The sequence below is a fragment of the Psychrobacter sp. K31L genome (assembly GCF_017942195.1).
Classification (GTDB): domain Bacteria; phylum Pseudomonadota; class Gammaproteobacteria; order Pseudomonadales; family Moraxellaceae; genus Psychrobacter; species Psychrobacter glaciei.
In genome coordinates, this window is record NZ_JAGKSC010000001.1 from 512,481 (window position 1) to 533,048 (window position 20,568).

17 protein-coding genes are annotated in these 20,568 nt (G+C 43.0%); 9 read left to right on the forward strand and 8 right to left on the reverse strand.

Translation table 11 applies throughout. The features are described from left to right. Window positions 1-460 precede the first annotated feature (460 nt). Complete coding sequence (locus J5X94_RS02025; protein ID WP_210539680.1) at window positions 461-1,669, forward strand: transglycosylase SLT domain-containing protein; 1,209 nt, start codon at window positions 461-463, stop codon at window positions 1,667-1,669. 186 nt (window positions 1,670-1,855) lie between these two features. Here the strand turns inward: J5X94_RS02025 and sthA are convergent, their stop codons facing one another. The 3 genes from sthA to J5X94_RS02040 form a co-directional block, all read right to left on the reverse strand. After that, complete coding sequence (gene sthA / locus J5X94_RS02030) at window positions 1,856-3,499, reverse strand: Si-specific NAD(P)(+) transhydrogenase (protein WP_228293112.1); 1,644 nt, start codon at window positions 3,497-3,499, stop codon at window positions 1,856-1,858. Window positions 3,500-3,577: 78 nt separating this feature from the next. Beyond that, window positions 3,578-3,985, reverse strand: a complete 408-nt coding sequence (locus J5X94_RS02035; RefSeq protein WP_010198794.1) for a hypothetical protein — start codon at window positions 3,983-3,985, stop codon at window positions 3,578-3,580. 117 nt (window positions 3,986-4,102) lie between these two features. Further along, window positions 4,103-4,999, reverse strand: a complete 897-nt coding sequence (locus J5X94_RS02040; protein WP_227669839.1) for a pyruvate, water dikinase regulatory protein — start codon at window positions 4,997-4,999, stop codon at window positions 4,103-4,105. A gap of 552 nt (window positions 5,000-5,551) precedes the next feature. On the opposite strand from J5X94_RS02040, the gene ppsA reads away from it, so the two are divergent. The 5 genes from ppsA to rplI all read left to right on the forward strand — a co-directional run bounded on the left by ppsA (window position 5,552) and on the right by rplI (window position 10,538). Continuing rightward, entirely contained in the window at window positions 5,552-7,936 is a 2,385-nt protein-coding gene (gene ppsA / locus J5X94_RS02045) for a phosphoenolpyruvate synthase (RefSeq protein ID WP_189581369.1), read from the forward strand. A gap of 127 nt (window positions 7,937-8,063) precedes the next feature. Next, window positions 8,064-9,053 carry an RDD family protein gene (locus J5X94_RS02050; RefSeq protein WP_210539683.1) on the forward strand — a complete coding sequence of 330 codons (990 nt, stop codon included), beginning with the start codon at window positions 8,064-8,066 and terminating at the stop codon, window positions 9,051-9,053. 303 nt (window positions 9,054-9,356) lie between these two features. Continuing rightward, window positions 9,357-9,761 (forward strand): 30S ribosomal protein S6, encoded by a 405-nt coding sequence (rpsF, locus tag J5X94_RS02055; RefSeq protein WP_010198801.1) that lies wholly within the window; start codon window positions 9,357-9,359, stop codon window positions 9,759-9,761. 16 nt (window positions 9,762-9,777) lie between these two features. Then, window positions 9,778-10,008 (forward strand): 30S ribosomal protein S18, encoded by a 231-nt coding sequence (rpsR, locus tag J5X94_RS02060; protein WP_010198808.1) that lies wholly within the window; start codon window positions 9,778-9,780, stop codon window positions 10,006-10,008. A 20-nt stretch (window positions 10,009-10,028) separates the two neighbouring features. Beyond that, window positions 10,029-10,538 (forward strand): 50S ribosomal protein L9, encoded by a 510-nt coding sequence (rplI, locus tag J5X94_RS02065; protein ID WP_010198811.1) that lies wholly within the window; start codon window positions 10,029-10,031, stop codon window positions 10,536-10,538. Window positions 10,539-10,637: 99 nt separating this feature from the next. Here the strand turns inward: rplI and J5X94_RS02070 are convergent, their stop codons facing one another. Beyond that, window positions 10,638-12,017, reverse strand: a complete 1,380-nt coding sequence (locus tag J5X94_RS02070) for a PLP-dependent aminotransferase family protein (RefSeq protein WP_210539684.1) — start codon at window positions 12,015-12,017, stop codon at window positions 10,638-10,640. Window positions 12,018-12,306: 289 nt separating this feature from the next. Between J5X94_RS02070 and J5X94_RS02075 the strand changes: the two genes are divergently transcribed. Both J5X94_RS02075 and J5X94_RS02080 read left to right on the forward strand, forming a co-directional pair. Continuing rightward, on the forward strand, window positions 12,307-13,170 hold the full coding sequence (locus J5X94_RS02075; protein WP_210539686.1) for a DMT family transporter: 864 nt from the start codon (window positions 12,307-12,309) through the stop codon (window positions 13,168-13,170). A 246-nt stretch (window positions 13,171-13,416) separates the two neighbouring features. After that, window positions 13,417-13,641 (forward strand): hypothetical protein, encoded by a 225-nt coding sequence (locus tag J5X94_RS02080; protein ID WP_201593412.1) that lies wholly within the window; start codon window positions 13,417-13,419, stop codon window positions 13,639-13,641. A 64-nt stretch (window positions 13,642-13,705) separates the two neighbouring features. On the opposite strand, the gene J5X94_RS02085 is transcribed toward J5X94_RS02080, so the two are convergent. Next, complete coding sequence (locus tag J5X94_RS02085; protein WP_210539688.1) at window positions 13,706-14,575, reverse strand: LysR family transcriptional regulator; 870 nt, start codon at window positions 14,573-14,575, stop codon at window positions 13,706-13,708. 107 nt (window positions 14,576-14,682) lie between these two features. Here J5X94_RS02085 and J5X94_RS02090 point away from each other — a divergent pair, with 107 nt between their 5' ends. After that, window positions 14,683-15,183, forward strand: a complete 501-nt coding sequence (locus J5X94_RS02090; RefSeq protein WP_210539691.1) for a lactoylglutathione lyase family protein — start codon at window positions 14,683-14,685, stop codon at window positions 15,181-15,183. A 345-nt stretch (window positions 15,184-15,528) separates the two neighbouring features. Here the strand turns inward: J5X94_RS02090 and J5X94_RS02095 are convergent, their stop codons facing one another. The 3 genes from J5X94_RS02095 to J5X94_RS02105 all read right to left on the reverse strand — a co-directional run bounded on the left by J5X94_RS02095 (window position 15,529) and on the right by J5X94_RS02105 (window position 20,494). After that, window positions 15,529-17,184: a BCCT family transporter gene (locus J5X94_RS02095; RefSeq protein ID WP_010198721.1), complete on the reverse strand. Its 1,656-nt coding sequence runs from the start codon at window positions 17,182-17,184 to the stop codon at window positions 15,529-15,531. Between the two features lie 233 nt (window positions 17,185-17,417). After that, window positions 17,418-19,061: a BCCT family transporter gene (locus J5X94_RS02100; RefSeq protein ID WP_189581353.1), complete on the reverse strand. Its 1,644-nt coding sequence runs from the start codon at window positions 19,059-19,061 to the stop codon at window positions 17,418-17,420. Between the two features lie 167 nt (window positions 19,062-19,228). After that, a complete protein-coding gene (locus tag J5X94_RS02105) occupies window positions 19,229-20,494 on the reverse strand; it encodes a PQQ-dependent sugar dehydrogenase (protein ID WP_210540042.1) in 1,266 nt (421 codons plus the stop codon). Window positions 20,495-20,568: the final 74 nt, after the last annotated feature.

The following is a 20,568-nucleotide window of genomic DNA, read 5'->3' on the forward strand; positions in this document are numbered from 1 at the left end:
CATTAAAGTTAGCATCGTAAAAACAGATGAATGTATTTGCTTAATTAGCAAATGATTACATCAGTATTTTGCACGATGTCTTTGTCTCAATGACTTAATCATGACCTTACCTGTGTTTGACATATAGTTGTTTGGCCACTAGCCATACTTAGTTATCGATGAAGGAATCATCTGATTTATATCCTTCGCGTCGTTGTGCGTCCAGTTTTTAAAATTAATATAAAAATATTATTTGAGAACGCTTTGATAACGCACCGATAGCTGGCTGACGACAAACTACCCCACTAACTCTTAGAGAGAGTACGCTAGTGGCGCTATAGTCAAACAAGATAGAGTGGCATTTTTCCTATTAAAAGGTGCGACTCTATTTAAGATGCGATATCGATATATGTCAATATTATGGTCATATATTTGTACGTGTTTTTGCGGTAAGAAGGATGGCTAAAACTAGGAGACATCCATGCAACGTATTACTTATCGTGTAAAAGTATCTGCGCAAGGGGCCAAACGCCGTATCTCATATTTACTGCGTCCATCTAAACGCCTACTGAACACTAAAAGTAACCTCGTTACATCCGTTAACCCTGTTACTTCAAGTCGTTTTGCCAGAACCAAAAAACTGGCACAAGTTTCTAGTATTGCCCTGCTCTCTTTACCAGCTGAGAGTTTTACTACCATGGATTCACAAGTGCCAACTTATGATCATGTCATGCTGGAGAATACCTTAACCATCGCCGCTGTCCCTGGAGATAGCACTTATTTTGCGACGGATGGTTTTCAGCACGGCTTCGGTTATGACTTGGTACGTACCTATGCTGATGAGCTAGGCGTAGATGTCAATCTAAAAGCCTATGCCAGTGAAAAAGCTGCTCTCAGAGCGGTGAAATCAGGTAATGCTGATATGGCGTTGACGACAGCCAGCACCCAACTCAAAAGCCAGCTAAATTTGTCTTCCGTCAATGTCAGCTGCGGTTATGATGCCAGCTTGACCAAAAACGGTCTACATCCCAAGGTCAGTTGGACTTTCAATTCAGCCAATGATCCGCTATCGCAAAAAGCCAGTTACTTTTTATGCGACAGTATCAAGCTTCAAAACACCCAAAAGCTAGCGGCTTTTTATAATCAAAACTTGCTAAAAGATGCTTATAGTCAGGATCACTTCCAAAGAACGCTTACGGAAAAACTGCCTGATTATCAATCCTCGTTTGAAGAGCAAGCGCGTAACTACAATCACGACTGGGAATTGCTGGTGGCGATGGGTTATCAAGAGTCACATCTGGACGCCAATGCGGTATCGCCAACAGGTGTACGCGGGCTCATGATGCTGACCAACAATACAGCAAAAGCCATGGGCGTCTCAGATCGCGTCGACCCTTATCAAAGCATTGGCGGTGGTGCACGTTACTTAGAGCAAATGAAGTCAGACTTTGCCGATGTACCCAAAACTGACCGTATTTGGTTTGCCCTTGCTGGCTATAATATGGGTCCGAATGCGGTAAAAAGCATTCAACGTAAACTGAGAGCTCAGGGTATTGATGACAAAAGCTGGGCAAATATCTATGCCTACCTTGCTGAAAACAGAGCGTCCAACAGCCGTTATGGGCAAGCGATGCACTACGTTAGCAACATCAGAAGCTATCTTGAGACTATCAAAACTCAGACTGTTTAAGTAATTGTCTTTTAAGTGACTGTTTTTTAGTCTAGTTTTGTCAGCCTTATTGTGTGAGTCTCGTTCTAAAATAGAGTTAGAAAAACCTTTTTGGTAAATTTATTTTAGGATGGAATACACAACAAAAAAAGCGCCTAGCGATATCGTTAGGCGCTTTTTCATTGTTATTTCAATCTTTATAACCGTTTAAAATACGCGGTTAAGGCCATTTAGCGCCGCGACGCGATAGGCTTCTGCCATCGTTGGATAATTAAAGGTCGTATTTACGAAGTACTCAAGCGTATTGTTACACTTCATGACCGCTTGTCCAATATGGATAATCTCTGAGGCATGGTTGCCGTAGCAATGAATCCCCAATATCTCAAGCGTCTCACGGTGGAATAATATCTTTAATACCCCTGTACGCTCACCGATGATCTGGGCGCGAGCGAGATGCTTAAAGAAGGCTTGTCCCACTTCATAAGGTACTTGTTCATCTGTTAGCTCCTGCTCGGTCTTACCGATACTGGAGATTTCTGGAATGGTATAAATACCAGTAGGAACGCTCGATACTGGCTCTGCGTCGCTATCACCAACCATAAAGGCTGCCGCACAGCGACCTTGGTCATAAGCAGCAGAAGCCAGAGATGGCCAGCCAATCACATCGCCAGCTGCATAGATATTTTCGATATCAGTACGGTAGGTATCATCCACTTTTAGCTGACCACGACTATTGGCTTCTAAGCCGATGGCCTCCAAGTTTAAGCCTTCCGTATTACCTGAGCGACCATTAGACCAAAGAATCGCATCAGACTTGATTTTTTTACCACTCTTTAAGTGCAAAATCACACAGTCATCGTGAGTCTCAAGATGATCAATCTCTTCGTTATTGCGAATCAGAACGCCAAATTGTCTAAAGTCATGTGCTAGCGCATCACTGATTTCACTATCTAAGTAGCTGAGCAGCTTGCCCTGATTGTTGATCAAGTCGACTTTATAGCCCAGACCGGTAAAGATAGAGGCGTACTCGCAGCCAATCACCCCAGCACCATAAATGATGATTTTTTTGACCACATAATCCATTTGTAGGATTTTATCCGAATCAAAAACGCGCGGATGATTGAAATCTAAAATCTCAGGACGATAAGGACGGCTACCAACGGTGATGATGGCTTTGTTAAAGGTAACGGTTTCAAAGACATTTTCATCAAGCTCAACACGAATGGTATGCGCATCGGTAAAGCTTGCCCAGCCATGAATCACTTCAATCTGATTGCGCTCATAAAAGCGGGTATGGGTGCTAACTTGATTGCGTATCACTTTACGAGCGTTCGCAAGCACCTTGTTTAGTGGTACTTGATGATACTCCATCGCCTTGGTAAACATAGGATCACGGCGAAAGTTAATCAAGTTAAATACTGATTGGCGTAACGCTTTACTCGGAATCGTGCCGACATGAGTAGAGTTGCCCCCGACTTGCTCACGCGGATCGATAACCACGACTTTTTTGCCTGATTTAGCAAGCTTCATGGCGGCCGCTTCACCAGCGGGACCCGCGCCCAACACCACCGCATCATATTCAAACTGATGCTTATCACCCTTGATACGCTCAGAGTCTCTAGTAAATCCTGACTTTACATCAATACGGGTATCGTCTAGCGGATTAACCAAGTCAGGGTGGTGCATGATGTCATCGGTGACTTGCTCATGCGTTTGTTCGATTTTTTCTTTTTTGTTTTTGTCTGCCGTATGTTCAGGATTTGGCGCTACGCCGCTTTCTTTATTAGATACTTCGGTATGAATGTCTTCACCAGTGTCATTGGTAGCATCGCTAGTATTTTTGCTTCCCATTGTGTCCTCTTTATTTCTTTATTTGTCTGTCTTTAGGCTATGAATGAATCAATGCAAAGATGCGTCAGGGTCATGCTGCTAAGGAGTGCCCACCATACGTTGTGATAGGATATTTTGCAATGTCCAATGCCCTGTCAAGCTTTGTTTGCCTTCATCTATTTGTGGACGTGCACTAATTATATACTCGGTGCCAAGGCTCGGTTTAAAGTCATCGATCCAATCATAAGGAATCTGAAACACGCTGCCATCTTTGCTCGATTTGGCCAACAAGCACTGCATCGGTAACGCTGAAGCGCACGCCACACGATTTGGCATCACAGTAAGCGTTTGCGCTTCACCCAACACAATCGTTGGAACATAACGGGGCTCAGGTACCGGCTCACGTGCAAATGGCGACGTCTGACAAGCACTAAGCAAAGTCGCCGCGCTTAATAACAGGCTGGTAAGTAATAAAGGTGTCTTTCTAGACTTATAAGATGAACTCATAATATTCTCTATATGGTAAAGGCATTGTTTTGAGTGAAATTATTTTAAATGAGACTGTTTTATACAAAATGGTACAAATTATTTTTGTCAACACTAACGTCTTATTAGCCGCCAGCATTAACCAATACGGCGTTTAAGACCCGTCATCTGCAAGATACGTGTGGCAATTTCTTCGACTGACATTTCTGATACGTCTAAGCTAGGAATACCATGAGTGATATATATACCTTGTATCGCCCGCTGCTCTTGCTGGCATTGCTGATAGCTTGAATAACGACTGCCTGCACGGCGTTCTTGACGAATTTTTACCAAGCGATCGGTATCAATGAGCAAGCCAAACAATTTGTCTTTGTGCTCACGCAACGCTTTTGGTAATTGATTGTCGTACAAATCATCTTCGGTCAAAGGATAGTTGGCCGCACGGATACCGAATTGTAAGGCTAGATATAATGACGTTGGGGTTTTGCCTGAGCGTGAGACTCCAACCAGAATAATATCGGCCGCGTCATAATGACGTGTGCGTGCGCCATCGTCATTGTCCAAGGCAAAATGAACCGCGTCAATACGTTCCTTGTAGGTTTCGGAATCGACATCATCGTGTGCATGACCTGAGTGTCCATCTGGCTCCACCCCAGTCTCTTCGGCAACACGACCAATCAAACCCTCGTACATATCTAAGTTACAGCTGGTCGCTGAGTTGATTTTTTCGCGAATTTCAGAGTTAACAATGGTATCGAATACCAAAGGTAACACACCATCGCGTTGATAAGCCATGTTGATTTGCTCAACAGCGTCTTCGGCGCGTTCTAAACTATCGACATAAGGCAGTACACGCGTCTCAAAAGGAACGGAAGCAAACTGACTTAAAATAGCACGTCCAAGAGTCTCAGCCGTAATAGCCGTACCATCAGAGATAAAAAATGCACTTCTTATGGTTTGCGAATTGTCTAAGTTTAACGCATCATGATTTTGTATCGTCGGCTTATTTTGTTCAGATAGATTGCTTGAGTACATAACTTTGATACCTCGGTTGAAACCCTAATATTGGCCTGTGACTGGCTTATTTTTTTGACTGTCTTTTGATCAGTCATCATATTTTAATGATTGATTCAATTATTCGCGCAGGGCGTTTCACTTTTCATTATACGCATAATAGAAGCTCAATAGAAATCAATGTTGTCGGCAAGCGACGACAAACACCCCACTCTTTCTTTCGATATTGTCCTGCACAATTTCGTTTTATTGACTATATAAGTACCCATAATAAGTCCCAATATTATGTCCTATGTATAGTAGTAAAAATCCTAGGAGTATTTTTGGACATATTTTACTCATTTTTAGGGGTTTTGATGACAATTATGGCACCCTATTATTTCGGTAGCATTGACATTTTGGCTCGGCCTTAAAAGTAAAACCGTCAGGCAGCTGACGTAAATTATGTAGCAAACCCGACAATTTGTATCTTTTTGACGAATTTTTTGGTTCTAGGTCTCGAAATTATCCAAATATAGGGGTATAATTGACCGTTATAATCTTTACTAAATAACCTTATTTTCTGGAGTTATCATGGCAGCGCAATCTACAGCACTTGTAATCAATCTTGATCAGCTAGGAAAAGACGACATTGAGATGGTCGGCGGTAAGAACGCCTCATTAGGTGAAATGATCAGCCATTTGTCTGATTTGGGTGTTAGTGTTCCAGGCGGATTTGCCACCACTTCAAATGCATTTAACCGTTTTTTGAACGAAACTGGCTTGCTTGACAAAATCAACAGCGAGCTAAAAACATTAGATGTTAATGATGTAAAAAAACTTGCAGAAACGGGTAAAAAAATTCGTACGTGGATTATTGAGCAAGAGCTGCCAAGCGATCTAGAGCAAGAAGTGCGTCAGTCATTTGAAACCATGAGTGGCGGCGATGACATCGCGGTTGCTGTCCGTTCTTCTGCGACTGCCGAAGATTTGCCAGATGCCTCATTTGCCGGTCAGCAAGAGACTTTCCTAAACATTCGCGGTATTGATAACGTTCTGATTGCCATTAAAGAAGTATTTGCCTCTCTTTATAACGACCGCGCAATCTCTTATCGTGTACATAAAGGTTTTGAGCACGAAGGCGTTGCATTGTCTGCTGCTGTACAGCGCATGGTACGCTCAGAAACTGGCGCAGCCGGTGTGATGTTCACGCTAGATACAGAGAGTGGTTTTGATCAAGTGGTCTTTATCACTTCAAGCTATGGCCTAGGTGAAATGGTCGTACAGGGTGCGGTTAACCCAGATGAATTCTATATCTCTAAGCAATTGCTAGCCAATGGCAAGCCTTCGGTTATTCGCCGTAACCTAGGCAGCAAGCATAAGAAAATGATCTACGGTGATGAAGGCAGTACGACTAAGTCTGTCAAAACCGTTGATGTTGAAAAACAAGATCGCATGCAGTTCTCGCTATCTACCGAAGAGCTGACCTCACTTGCCAAGCAAGCGATGACCATTGAAAAGCATTACGGTCAAGCGATGGATATCGAATGGGCAAAAGACGGTGATACCAATGAAATCTTTATCGTTCAAGCCCGTCCAGAAACCGTAAAAAGCCGCCAAGACAGCAATGTCATGGAACGCTATATCATCAACACAACTGATGCAAAAATCTTGTGTGAAGGCCGCTCAATTGGTCAACGCATTGGTGCGGGTAAAGTACGTATCGTTAGCAACCTAAACGAGATGGACAAAGTACAAGACGGCGACGTCCTCGTATCAGACATGACCGATCCAGATTGGGAACCAGTCATGAAGCGTGCCTCTGCCATCATCACTAACCGTGGTGGTCGTACCTGTCATGCAGCTATTATCGCCCGTGAGCTTGGTGTACCGGCTATCGTCGGTTGTGGTAATGCCACTGAGCTATTGGTTGATGGTCAAGACGTCACTGTTTCTTGTGCCGAAGGTGATACTGGTTTCATTTATGAAAGCCAAATTGACTTTGAAATACAGACCAACTCTGTTGAATCTATGCCAGATCTTGCCTTCAAGATTATGATGAACGTTGGTAATCCAGATCGCGCCTTCTCTTTCACCCAAATGCCGAACGAAGGTATTGGTCTTGCGCGTCTTGAATTCATCATCAACCGTATGATTGGTGTGCATCCAAAAGCCTTGCTAAACATGAACAGCTTGCCACGTGAGATATCACAAGCAATCCAAGAGCGTATCGCTGGTTATGCTTCACCTGTTGACTTTTATGTTGATAAATTGGTCGAAGGCATCTCAACACTAGCAGTTGCCTTTATGGATCAGCCAGTTATCGTTCGTATGTCAGATTTTAAATCAAACGAATACGCTAACTTGCTTGGTGGTAAGTTATACGAGCCGTCAGAAGAAAACCCAATGTTGGGCTTCCGTGGTGCCAGTCGTTATGTCTCTGATAATTTCCGTGATTGCTTTGAGCTTGAGTGTAAAGCCCTAAAGCGCGTACGTGATGAGATGGGTCTGACCAACGTCGAAATTATGATTCCATTCGTCCGTACCGTTGACGAAGCAGCCCAAGTTATTGAGCTACTCGAGAAAAACGGTCTAAAACGTGGTGAGAACGGCCTACGCATCATTATGATGTGTGAGCTACCAACCAACGCGTTATTAGCAGAAGAGTTCTTAGAACACTTCGATGGCTTCTCTATCGGCTCTAACGATTTGACTCAGCTAACGCTTGGTCTTGACCGTGACTCAGGTATCGTCTCGCATCTATTTGATGAGCGTGACCCTGCTGTTAAGAAGTTACTGTCTATGGCGATTGATGCTTGCCGCAAAGCGGGTAAGTATGTCGGTATCTGTGGTCAAGGTCCATCAGACCATCCAGATCTTGCGTTCTGGCTCATGGAGCAAGGTATCAGCTCAGTGTCATTGAACCCTGATTCAGTACTAGATACTTGGTTCTTCTTAGCTGGTGAAGAAGCAAAGTAAGCCGTAATTTAAGTCACAGCGGTAATTCACACAGTCATTGAAGATACAACCATTAGGGTCTATTTGAAAAATCTTGAATAGACCCTAATACTATGTCTTACAGTAGCGACTTAATATATGACTAACTATGCAGGCAATTATGCAGATTTTCTTAGCTCGAAATAACGTACAAGCCGGTCCATATAATTTGGATCAGCTCAATATTATGCTGGCGTCTGGTGAAGTTTTACTGGATGATTTGATTTGGCACGAAGGCTTAGACCAATGGCAGCGAGTTGGTAACTTGACGAACAATCAAGGGGTTTATCAACCTACTAACATCAGCAGCCCTGAGGTTAATGACTCTATCGTCAATAATGTCACCGTGTTTCCCGAAGATACTGAAACCAGTAGCACTAAAGACGGAAAAAGCGTGTCGTTAGACAGACTATATGGTAAGCCTGAACGTCCAAAAGACAATTCCAAAGCAGATATGACCAGCAACCGTCATCACACACCGCATAATAATGTGTCATTAAATAAAACGGCTGCTAATAAGAATATCACAGCCAAAGATAAAGTCGTTGGCGATGTAGTACTAGCCCCGATCATGTCACGCATATTGGCAACTGCGCTCAATGGCTTATTGTACTTGCTAGCCATCTTTCCACTTGGATTAGCGTTAACCAAAATGGATGTAGACTATAGCAAGTTTCAAAATATCCAAGACATGGATGCCGCTTATCAATATTCAATGACGCTGATGGAGAGCCTTCCTAGCAGCACATTGATGATATCGCAAGTCATGGTTTTTGGCTTGTTTGCTTTACAGTTAGTATTTATCACCATGCGTGGTCAATCACTGGGCAAGCTGATTACAGGTATTCGCGTCGTGGATCAAACCACGCATCGTCTGCCTTCTTTTATCAAGCTCATCGGCACACGTACTTTGCTATTATTCATTATTTACAACTTACTGTTTTCATTCACCAGCTTTTTAGGTTTTGTGATTGTCGCCATTCATTATTATATGGCCTCAAAAAGCCCTGAAAATATCGGCTGGCATGACAAGCTTGCCAAGACGTTGGTGGTAAAAGCAGATAGCAGTCAATTGGTAAAACAGCCCAAAGTAAAATAGCAACGTTTTGAGCGTTTTATCAAAACTAAGTCTTAGATGATGTTAAAAAAGTAGCGTTTCATCGTGGCTTTTTATTAATACAGATCATTGATACAGAGAAATTTACTGTTTTCATGTTTTTATTGGCAGCTACGCAACGATTAACCTTTGTGTTAATCGTTGCGTACTGTTATAATACGGCGCTTTATAAACTAAGCTTTTTTCCTATTATATTTTGTTATATTTGATGGGAATACAGCTTACCTTATAAATCTCCTTGCTATTAACATAGGGTTAATAGCTACTAATCCGTAAGGAGTCATAATGCGACATTACGAACTGGTGTTAATTGTACACCCAGACCAAAGCGACCAAGTGGTCGGCATGGTTGAACGCTATATCAAGTTAGTTCAAGACAACAACGGTGTTATCCATCGTTTAGAAGATTGGGGCCGTCGTCAACTGGCTTACCCAATCAACAAGATTCACAAAGCTCATTACGTTCTTTTCAACATTGAAACTGACGGTGAGACTTTAGCTGAGCTTGAAGAATTATTCCGTTATAACGACGCGATCATTCGTAGTCTAGTTATGCGCCGTGACGACGCTGTCACTGAAGAGTCGCAGTTAGCCAAGAATGCCGATGAAAAACGCGCACGCAAAGCAACTACTCGTCGTCCAGACAGTCGTGAAAACGATAATGACGACAACGACAACAGTGAAGACTAATTAAAGGAGAATACTCATGGCACGTTTCTATCGCCGTCGCAAATTCTGCCGTTTCACTGCTGAAGGCATCACTCACATCGATTATAAAGATGTTGAATTGCTAAAACAGTATATCAGTGATAATGGTAAAATCGTACCAAGCCGCATTACCGGTACATCTACTAAATATCAGCGTCAACTAGCTACTGCTATCAAGCAAGCTCGTTACTTATCGCTACTTCCATACACTGATAACCATCAGGGTTAACCGTTAACTAGGAATGACTCATGCAAATTATTTTGTTACAGCGTATCGTCAACCTTGGTAAACTCGGTGAAACTGTCGATGTAAAACCAGGTTACGGACGTAACTTTCTTATCCCATTGGGCAAAGCTCTACCTGCTAATAAAGCTAACATTGAAAAGTTCGAAACACGTCGTGCCGAACTCGAAGCTGAAGAAGCGAAAGAAGTAGCTGTTGCTCAAGAACGTGCTGATGCATTGACTGACGTTAATGTTATCATGCGTGCTAAATCAGGTGACGAAGGCAAGCTATTCGGCTCTATCGGTACTCGCGATATCGCTGAAGCATTGACTAACTCAGGTCTAGAAGTAGACCGTGCTGAAATCAAGCTACCTGAAGGCACACTACGTCAAGTGGGCGAATATAATGTTGATATTCAACTACATCATGACGTTACTGCTAGCATCTTAGTCACTATCCTATCTGAAGATGGCGATGACCAAGATACAGCTGAAGAAGCTACAGACGAGAATGACAACTATTCTGAAGAGTAATCTTTGAAATAGTTAGACTCAGTCTATAAAAAGCCAGCAACCTTGTGTTGCTGGCTTTTTTTATGTCAATTCATTCAGCGCACACATCGGCTGAATCTCTTAATCCAATGACTCAGCCAACACTTCATAGATCCTAGCATCTGATGCTTGTGCGACATTGAAACGCATAAAATGTTCAGCGTTCTGAGCTTGACTAAAGACATTGCCCGGAGCCAATAACACGCCCTTTGCTAAGCAAGCGTTAGCCAATTTAGCCGCGTTGTTGCCATCAGGTAGCTGACACCAAAGGAACATGCCAGCTTGTGGTAATACACAGGGCACTATACCCAATTTAGCCAATCGCGGTAACGTTTGTGAGCGTGCTTTTGCCAAGCGTAGATGCATAGCATTCATATGTTTGCGGTAACCACTATCTGTCAATGCAGATAAAACCACTGCTGCCGCCAGCTGCCCACCACCAAAACCTGTGGCTATTTTTAAGTCTAATAGACTCTCTACCCAAGCAGTTGGTGCTGCAATATAACCGCAGCGCAATGATGCAGATAAGGTTTTAGAAAAGCTACCGATATAGAATACTTGCGATAAACCATCTAATGCTGCCAACCTAGTTGCTGGAGTAACCTCAAAGTCCGCAAAAATGTCATCTTCAATGATATATAACCCAGCAGATTGTGCCAGTTGCAACACTTTATAGGCTGTGGCTGGTGACAACGTAGCGCCCGTAGGGTTATGTATCGCGGCATTGGTTATATAAAGGCGCGGCTTATGCTCATCTAATACTGCAGCGAATACATCAACATCCGGCCCAGTAGAGGTGTAAGGTACTCCTACCACCTTTACCCGATGTGCTTTTAATAACGCATGAAAATTAAAGTAACAAGGATCATCTACGACTACGGTATCACCTGGTGTCAATAAAAAACGACAAATCAAATCTATGGCCTGTGTACCAGACTCAGTCAACATGACCTGCGACGGTTCCGCGTTTATCCCCAAACCTACCATACGCCTAGTAAGTAGTTGGCGCAATTCTAATAATCCCAATGGCGTGGCATACTCGCTCATCACACTCGCACTGCCCTTCGCCACACTACGCAATCCGCGACGCATACCTTCTTCATATAGCCAGTCAGGCGGTAACCAGCCACATCCTGGCTTTAAAGCATTATCAGAAGTTTCAAGCGATTGCCTCGACACCCATAACGGATCTACGGCTCGATCAAGCTTTGGAGCAATATCTGCCAAGGATAGTGGTGGCGTAGACTCGGCAACGTAAAAGCCAGCACCTGGACGCGAGTATATAATCCCATCAGCTTGCAGCCGCTCATAAGATTCTACGACTGTCGACGGTGAAAAACCGTGATTTTTAGCAGCAGCGCGTACTGAGGGTAAACGTGTACCGGGCATGTAGATGACAGTAGCAATCTTTGCTTTTACATCCGCTATTACCATCTCAATACGAGTTGATCCAATTTTCATATCTCTATTCTCTACCATGCCATTATTTATGCTTTACCAAGTCATGCTTCGCCGAAAAATTTATTATGCTTGGCTACCGTGAGTTGGCTCAAAGTCAGATAAATCTAAAATAGCATTTATCTGGTTTCAATGATCAAACATAGTGATACCAGCCTACCTTTAGTAAATACGCTTAATACTGTATGGGTCATTGACACCAAACAGTTCGGCATAATTGTACTGTATTGTACGTAGATAACCTACCAAACATTTGCTTTAATCAACGTATCAAAAATACAGTGGTAGGTTTATGAAAAACACAACTCAAGGTTGGATGAATGGATTTATCGGTGTCGTTATCTTTGCAGGCTCTTTGCCAGCTACTCGCTTAGCAGTAATGGGGTTTGATCCTCTATTTTTGACTGGAACGCGTGCGACGTTAGCCGCGTTGCTCGCTATCGCCGTCTTAATAATATTCAAACAGCACCCACCCACCAAGGCTGACCTACCCTCTCTAAGTGTTGTCGCTCTAGGTGTGGTCATTGGTTTTCCTTTACTAAGCGCACTGGCTTTACAGCATGTCACCTCGGCACACGCCATTGTATTCTTAGGAATATTACCGCTATTCACTGCTATATTTGCCGTTTGGCGCGGTGATGAACGCCCACCCGCTTTATTTTGGTTATTTGCCCTGTTAGGTAGCACCTTTGTCGCTGGTTACGCGGCTATGAGCAGTAGTCATACGCCTTTGTTGGGAGGCTTGCTAATGCTAGGCGCTGTCATCGCTTGTGCTCTAGGTTATGCAGAAGGCGCACGGTTATCACGCACTCTTGGCAGCTGGCAGGTGATTAGTTGGGCTTTGGTTTTATCATTACCAATGCTACTTCCCGTCACGTGGCTAACGTGGCCAAAGACATTCACAGACATCAACATTACCGCTTGGGCAGGATTATTCTATGTGTCTTTGTTCAGTATGTTTATCGGCTTTTTGTTTTGGTATCGTGGATTGGCATTAGGGGGTATTGCTGCTGTTGGGCAATTACAGTTGCTACAGCCTTTTATGGGTCTTATGCTGGCGGCAGGATTACTACATGAGACCGTTAGTCTTGGCATGGTAATAAGTACATTGGGGGCATTAGCTTGTGTGCTCGGCGCGAAAAAATTTGCGATGTAGGCAGCTTTTATTTATGAAAACCAATCGTTCACTGTTAAAAATCAGATAACATAGAGACCCCTATATGCTTAAGTTTGTATGCTCAATCACTTACTATTGCACCCACTTTTATAATGATATGTTTCAGCAACAAATAAGCTAAAAAACATATACTTAACAATAAGATACTCCTTATTAAAGCCTCTTTATTATTACTAATTATGTTGGTATTATTATTTTATCTTTTTATAAATGAGATAGAACTATATGATAAGCACTGACGATAAATTAATCTGCACACAAGGTAATGACTTTTATTTAGAAGGCGAAGTCTATACTGTAGGTAGAATCGTTAACAATAAGTATTTTCAGTTGCTAACCGGTAGCAACGATGATCATTGGTATGCCACTTTAGGTGACCAAGGGATTTATGTAAGCTTCGACTCTATGACTGCTCAAAGCAGCAAGGCTTGGTTTGATAAAATAGCTTAGTAAAATCCTTATTCCCGTATTTATATATTTTGCCTAAGAAAATTTGTATACGCCTGTCATGCCTTTATAGCCATTTTTTTACTTCCTCAATGACTGTATTCACTCTGTTAGAGAGCGCATGCTGCCGTCTTAACGCAAGGTATAGCGTCTCGCTAACGGCAACTGGCAGATAATGACTGTTGATAAGCTCAGGCTTTGGATAAGCTGCCACTGCATGCGCTGGTAAAACAGTAAAGCCAATTCCCTTACTGACCGGCTCTAAAATTAGACCAATTTGATTAGAAAAGCCTTTTTTCTCAAAATCATTGATATGCTGGAATTGCTCATAATTGGCAGTCAGTAGCATGCCTGCATGATGGGCACCGTCTGGATGATCGATAAAGCCAAGCTCAGTGAGCTGCTCCCAGCTAGGCCCTACCGTGCTCGCTGGCGTCACCAGTATCAACGCTTCTTGCGCCATAGGCTGGCAACTGACTGTCTCATCATCTGAGATATCCGTCATAAAACCAATATCAATCTCGTGATTGGCAAGTGCTCGTTCGATATCAGAATTGGGTGCAAAGCGATAATCAATCACCAATTTTGGATGCTGCTGCTGTAGCGTCAACAGCTTTGGATATAGCTTAAGTCCGACACTTCCCGGTGACATCAACCGTACCAATCCTTCATAAGGTGGATCCTCGCCAATTCGCTGCTCCAGATTGGATAAGCGCTGCAATATATACCCTGCCTCCCCATAGAGCTGCTCACCTGCATTGGTCAATGAGAACTGCTTTCCTTGACGAATCAACAAGTCCGTATCCAACTGCTCCTCTAACTTACGTATGTGCTGGCTCACACCAGACTGCGTCATATATAGACGTTCAGCCGTACGCGTAAAGTGACCAACTTCTGCGAGCGTACAGAAAGTACGCAACCATGTGGTATTAATCATTACATTTCATACTTATTTATATAATATTTGATAATTTTACATAATGACGGTGCGTTTGTATACTGGCCTCACGTTAAACAAGAGTACAGCAAACAGGAGCACAAGCTATGAACAACGTTTATCCAAGAAGCTTTTCGCACATCGGTCTGTCAGTCCCTGATTTGGACGCTGCCGTAAAATTCTATACTGAAGTGATGGGTTGGTACACCATCATGGAACCAACTGAGATTGTCGAAGATGACAGTCCGATTGGTGAAATGTGTACTGAAGTATTCGGTTCTGGTTGGGGTAGCTTCCGTATTGCGCACCTATCTACTGGTGACCGTATCGGTGTTGAGATTTTTGAATTTAAAAGTCAAGAAGATCCTGAAAACAATTTTGAATACTGGAAAACAGGTATTTTTCACTTCTGTGTTCAAGATCCAAATGTTGAAGAGCTGGCTGAGCGTATGGTTGCAGCAGGTGGCAAAAAGCGTATGGAAAAACCACGCTACTACTACCCTGGCGAAAAACCTTACCGCATGATTTATATGGAAGATCCGTTCGGCAACATCGTCGAGATATACAGCCATAGCTACGAGCTTATCTATAGCGAAGGCGCATACTAAGTTCAGTATAAATTTGGCTTATATCCGACTGAAAAACCAATAGCGTACTCATGACCTGAGTGCGCTATTTTTATTTGCGTGCGTTGTCTATCAGTAATCTACTTATGCTCAGTTGCCTTGCGCTCACTTTAAACTATAGTCAAAATACCTCAAAAACGCTACGATACTGCTGATATATCGATATTACTTTTCACTGACTATACTTTAACCGTGTAGCACTGAAGCAATCGTTTACGTAAAAGATGAATGCAGATGATGGCTTTCCACTTATTGAAAATATAAAAATACATCGGCATAAAAAATCCCAGCACAAGGCTGGGATTTTTAGCAAATATCTAAAGCGTGTTAATCATTAGAGTCTACGATTTTTGGTGGACCTGTAAGTAGGTCTTCATCACGGAATTCATTAGCAGAATTGTGCTCTGCTGACTCCTCAGTCGTGAACCATTGCTGATTACGATACAGTATCAAACGATCTCGGCTCAATCCACGTAGCAATGAATACATCATCACAACGATCACAATAGCAAAAGGAAAGCCCGAAACAATAGAGGCCGCTTGCAGTGCACTTAAACCACCTGCTGCCAATAATACAGCGGCGATAACGCCTTCAGCACCTGCCCAAAATAAACGTTGAATCTTTGGTGGATTGGTATCGCCACCTGAGGTCAGCATATCAATAACAAAACTGGCTGAATCTGATGAGGTCACAAACCACAGTACAATCATGACTACAATGAGTAGGTTGACCGCCTCTGTTAGTGGATAAGACTCCATTAACTTAAAGATAGCACTACCGGTATCTGCTTTAACGGCTTCGATAAGACCCGGACTGACAAGGTTAGGATCTGCCGCTGCCATCAGCTCCATATTCACCGCAGAACCACCAAAGGCGGTAAACCACAAGAATAGAATCGTGATAGGAATTAATAAAACCCCTAATATGAACTCACGGATGGTGCGACCTCGAGAGATACGGGCAACAAACACCCCAACAAATGGTGACCAACTAATCCACCATGCCCAATAAAAAATCGTCCATGAGGATTGCCAGTTTTCCTCTCCACTATAAGACTCTGTCCAAAGACCTAGTGGCACAATTTCATGCAAATAGTTACCGATATTTTCTACAAAGCTATTAAAGATGAACTGAGTAGGCCCGAAGATAATCACAAAACTGAGCAATATCACCGTGAAGAATATATTGGTATCACTAAGACGCTTAATGCCTTTATCTAGTCCCATGAACAAGGATAACCCTGCTAGCATAGTGATAAAGCCGATCAAAATAATCTGCACCGTAATATTATTGGGCACACCAAACAGTGTCTCAAGACCAGAGTTAATCTGTAAAACACCAAGACCTAACGTGGTCACTACCCCAAACATCGTACCAAATACGGCAAGCGTATCGACCGTGTGACCCCAACCACCGTAGATTTTTTTACCCAATATTGGATACAGGGTGGAGCGGATAGCCAATGGCAACCCTACTCGATAATGAAAATAAGCCAAGGATAGCGCGACCATGCCATAAAGCGCCCATACATGTAGACCATAATGTAGGAACGAGATGTTCATCGCCTGCTTAGCAGCGGCGACTGTTTCCGCCTCGCCTAATGGTGGAGCCATGAAATGATACAGCGGCTCGGCTGTGCCCCAATAGAGCAGTCCAATACCGATACCTGCTGAAAACAGCATACCAATCCAAGAAACCAGATTGTACTCTGGTCTCTCATTCTGATGACCGAGCCTGATATCGCCATAACGGCTAAATATCATATAAATACTCATGACCAACGTTAAATTGACCACCACAATAAAGAACCAGCCAAAGCGTAAAGAGACAAATGCTTTTGCTTGGTTAAATACCACTTCTGCTTGTTCGTTGAATAATGCCCCAAAGATAATGAAGGCAAGTATCAAAATCGCTGAAGTCAAAAATACAGGTTTACTTACCCGCGGAAAAGGGCCTAATCGGCCAACTTTTACATGATCCATAAGTATATCCCCAAAAAAAGTGCGTAACCATACCAAGGTATGAACGAATTATCAAATATAACGCTTTGTAAACACTGCCAAATGTATAGAAATGGTAGTAACACTTCGGTACTAATTTTCAACAATTCGAATTTAGACTGAATAAATTTAAATATCTTTATCCAATAAAGAAGCCCCAATTTACGAATAAATTAGGGCTCCTATTAAAACAGCTCACATGACTATTTTACTTATTAGTCACCTTTCACTATCTTGGGTGGCCCTTTTAGCAAATGCTCATCAACGAATTCGTTCGCTGAATTATGGTCTGCTGATTCATCTGTGATGAATTGCTGCTGCGCTCGATATAGAATCAAGCGATCGCGACTAAGACCACGTAACAATGCATACATCATAACGAAAATCACTAAGGCAAATGGCAGTCCTGCTACGATAGCCGCCGCTTGTAAGGCAGACAGTCCACCAGCCGCCAGCAAGATAGCTGCGATAACGCCTTCTGTGGTTGCCCAAAACAAGCGCTGTATTTTTGGTGGATTGGTATCGCCACCAGCAGTCAACATGTCAATGACAAAACTGGCTGAGTCTGATGAGGTTACGAACCACAGCATAATCATCACTACAATCAGTAGCGTAATTGGTTTTGCCAATGGATAGTACTCAACCAATTTAAAGATCGCACTACCAGTATCCGCTTGTACCGCTTCAACCAATCCTGGACTGATACCGGACACAGCAGAGGCAAGCTCCATGTGAACAGCAACGCCGCCAAAGGTCGTAAACCAGAAAAACAAAATCATCATAGGAATGAGTAGCACACCAAGTACAAACTCTCTAATCGTACGACCACGAGAGATGCGGGCAATAAAGATACCAACAAATGGTGCCCAGCTAACCCACCATGCCCAATAAAATATCGTCCAACCACTCTGCCAGTCTGTTCCACTATAAGACTCGCCCCACGTACCTAAAGGAACAATCACCGTCAGATAGTTGCCGATGTTTTCAATAAAACTATCAAAGATGAAAAGTGTCGGCCCTAAAATAACCATAAACGCCAATAAGACGATGGTAAAACCAATATTGATATCACTAAGTCGTTTAATACCTTTATCTAGACCCATCAAGACCGAAGCCGCTGCAAGCGCTGTAATGAAAGCGATCAAGCCAAACTGAACCGTAAGACTGTTAGGCGTACCAAACAGCTTTTCGAGTCCAGAATTGATCTGCATCACCCCAAGCCCGAGCGAGGTGACCACACCAAACATCGTACCAAACACTGCCAAGATATCGACAGTATGTCCCCATCGGCCGTAAATTCTTTTGCCGAGCAAAGGATACAAGGTTGATCGAATCGATAAAGGCAAGCCACGACGGAAATGGAAATAGGCTAAAGACAGCGCCACAATCGTATAAATGGCCCAAGCGTGTAATCCCCAATGCATAAATGAGATATTCATCGCTTGCTTTGCAGCTGCTACCGTTTCGGCCTCGCCCATTGGTGGTGCCATAAAGTGATACAACGGCTCCGCTGTACCCCAGTAGACTAGACCAATACCAATACCTGCAGAAAACAACATACCAATCCACGAAAACAGATTGTATTGTGGTCGCTCTGTTTGATTGCCTAGCCGAATATCACCATAGCGACTCATTGCTAAGTAAATACAGAGGGCAAGCGCTGTATTGACTAGGATAATAAAAAGCCAACCGAACTTGTCAGTAATAAAATTTTGTAAAAAACTAAAGAGCGCACCTGCCGTTTCCGTAAACAAAGCGCCAAAAATAATAAATCCGACAATTAACAACGTCGATGTTATAAACACAGGTTTACTCACCCGTGGAAAAGGTCCTAATCTGCCTACTTTTACTTCTTCCATGTGCAAGTCTCAAAATTCAAGGAACATTACCTTAACAAAATAGGCCTTAACTATCAATCAATTACAAAATAAAACTTGATAAAACCTTTAATTTACTCTAAAAGACTTAACAATTTTTTTTAGAATAACTACATAAATATAAAATCAAAATTGGTTTTGTTACGATATTACTTAGGCAGTAGTCTAAGTAATTGCCCCCCATTACCATCTTCCAATGCCCACACTTGCCCATCTACTGCCAGCACACTGCGGATACGTTCGCCCATATCGTAGCGATAGTGTTCAGTAGCGGTATTGCCTTCATCGAAGCCGACTACGATAAGTGCTTTAGAAGATAAGCCACTAATCAGCGCATTGCCTTGCCAACTAGGAAAGTCATTATGACTACCCGCCGCGTATATGCTGATGGAAGATGGAGATATGACTGGCGTCCAAGTAATTTTGGGTGCAGCAAACTCAGGCTTGGTGTCATGATCAGGGATATCAAGACCTGAGTAATTGCGTCCATTGGACACAACTGGCCAGCCATAATTATTACCTTTTTCGATGAGATTGAATTCATCGCCGCCTCTTGGTCCCATTTCATGTGCCCAAAGCTGTCCACTGTCATCAAATGTCATGCCAAGCACATTACGATGACCTATCGTCCAAAACTGCTTGGCGATGTCATTCGTATTGTCCAAAAATGGATTGTCTGCTGGGATAGCGCCGTCAGCATTTAGGCGTATAATTTTACCCAAGTTGACACTCATATCTTGTGCTGGGGTTTTTTCTTGGCGCTCGCCTGAGCTGATATATAGATAGCGTCCATCAGGTGAAAACAGCAAGCGATGGCTATAGTGTCCTTGCCCTTTTACTTTTGGAGATTGCTCCCAGATTGGCATAATGGCTTGTAACGTTGGCGTATCTGTCTCTAGTCCTGAGAGCGTTGCCTTAATGACTTTAGCACCAAATGTATTGCTGTCAACTCCCGTTCCTGCTTCCACATAGCTGAGATACACTGTATTAGACGTAGCAAAATCTGGTGCTACTATGATGTCTCCCAATCCACCTTGGCCACCATAAGCGACTTCGGGAACACCCTCGACCCTCGTTTTGGCACCCGTCGCGGTATCTACAATGAACAGCTCGCCTGTTTTTTGTGTCACCAGCAATCTAGGAGATTTGCTATCTGTACTTGGTAATGCAGCCATAGCCCAAGGCTCATCAAAGGTTGCAATCTCGGCAGTAGTAAAGTCAGGCTTGTCTACGCTGACTTGAGCATCACTAACTTTTACATCGGCTTCAGAGGTTTGCGTCTCTTTGGATTCTGCAGCATCGGGGCTAGTATTTACCGATGAAGGATTGGAGCAAGCCGAGGTGCTGAACAATAAAGCTGCGATGATTAATGGCGATGTCAAAGGTTTGCCTAGACGTTCAATATTGGTTGTCATCATTTTTCCTCTTTATCCAATTTGCACTTATGTTATTAGGGTCTGTTGAACATTCAAATATTAGGACTGCTGAT